We start from the raw sequence: 1,205 nt of genomic DNA, 5'->3' as shown, positions 1-1,205 counted from the left end.
TGGACCGAAACGAAACGATGCAGGTGACGCGCCGACTTGAAGCGGCGCATCAGCTTCTCGCGCACCCGGGTCGATGAGTAATACATGGTCGATGTGATCGTCGAGCTTGTGGCCCGAGATTCTGTACGGGTCGTGCGAAGCACGTTTGCCATCCTCACGTTTGATGCCAAGGGCCGCCTCGACCCAGGCCGACTCGAAGATCAGCAAAGTGCTCTCGTGGTGTTAGCGCCGGTGCAAAAGCGACATCAGACGACGACACAAGGTCGTGACACTTCACCTCGTTACGGGCGAGGCGGCCGGCGAAGGCTTGGTGATCGACCTCATCCCAGCAGCCGAGCGTGACCAGCAGCTTTGTAGCTACCAGGTACCGGAAATCAGCGATTTTCTGCTCGGCGTGACGCCCCAGAACCTGACCTGGTTGAGGAAGTCATCGGCCGTGTACGCCTGGGCCATCAACGGCCGTTCGACCAAAGAGCCGGTCCGGACATTCGAAGATCCACGTCGGGTCGGCATGTGCCCTTCGCGACTGGCGGCAGGCAGCCAGGAAACAAACGGCGGGGCATCTTTGCGAGAAAGCTAGAGCGGCGATACGATAGGCTAGCCTCAGGGACGGTCGCTTTTGATATCGATTGCGCAACGAAAACGGAACCTACGGTTGCCGGGGTTTGCTTCCCGGGCTTTCATTTGTCGCGGTAAAGCGCAGGGCACAGAATCCAAAGGGGAAGTGCGATGACTGACGGCATGGCAGACCTCTTCCGGCATCTGACGACAGGCGTCCATGTGATCGGCGTCGCGCATGGCGATCTCCGGAATGCATTTACGGCAAGTTGGGTCGTACAAGTCTCCTTTCGCCCGCTACTTGTCGCGCTTAGCATCAACCCGACACATGCGTCTTATCCGATTCTAACTGGCGGCCGGGTGTTCGCAATAAATGTCTTGCGGGCGGAGCAGCAGGCATTAGCCGAGCACTTCGGAACACAATCGGGCCGCGCGGTCGACAAGTTGTCGTCGACGCCCTGGCGTTCAGGTCGGACGGGGGCGCCGCTGTTGCTCGGCGCGCTAGCATATTTCGACTGTCAGGCAGTCAGCGACGTCGAGGCTGGGGATCATCGGCTAGTGATGGGTCAAGTGGTCGATGGAGCGGTGCTTGCTCCGGATGGCCAGCCGTTGGTCTATGCAGCGACCGGAGACCTGGATCAGAGCGA

Annotated in this window: 3 protein-coding genes; 2 read left to right on the top strand and 1 reads right to left on the bottom strand. The window is 59.8% G+C overall.

The features are described from left to right. A partial coding sequence (locus AWB68_RS45170) for a hypothetical protein (RefSeq protein ID WP_143282072.1) occupies positions 1-207 on the bottom strand: 207 nt, incomplete at its 3' end. 58 nt (positions 208-265) lie between these two features. On the opposite strand from AWB68_RS45170, the gene AWB68_RS45165 reads away from it, so the two are divergent. Beyond that, positions 266-580 (top strand): hypothetical protein, encoded by a 315-nt coding sequence (locus AWB68_RS45165; RefSeq protein WP_087650479.1) that lies wholly within the window; start codon positions 266-268, stop codon positions 578-580. Between the two features lie 149 nt (positions 581-729). Then, a partial coding sequence (locus tag AWB68_RS45160; protein ID WP_087650478.1) for a flavin reductase family protein occupies positions 730-1,205 on the top strand: 476 nt, incomplete at its 3' end.

This window comes from Caballeronia choica (assembly GCF_001544535.1).
Taxonomy (GTDB): Bacteria; Pseudomonadota; Gammaproteobacteria; order Burkholderiales; family Burkholderiaceae; genus Caballeronia; species Caballeronia choica.
Note: the sequence above shows the minus strand (reverse complement) of the source record. Positions and strands in the feature narration are given on the sequence as shown.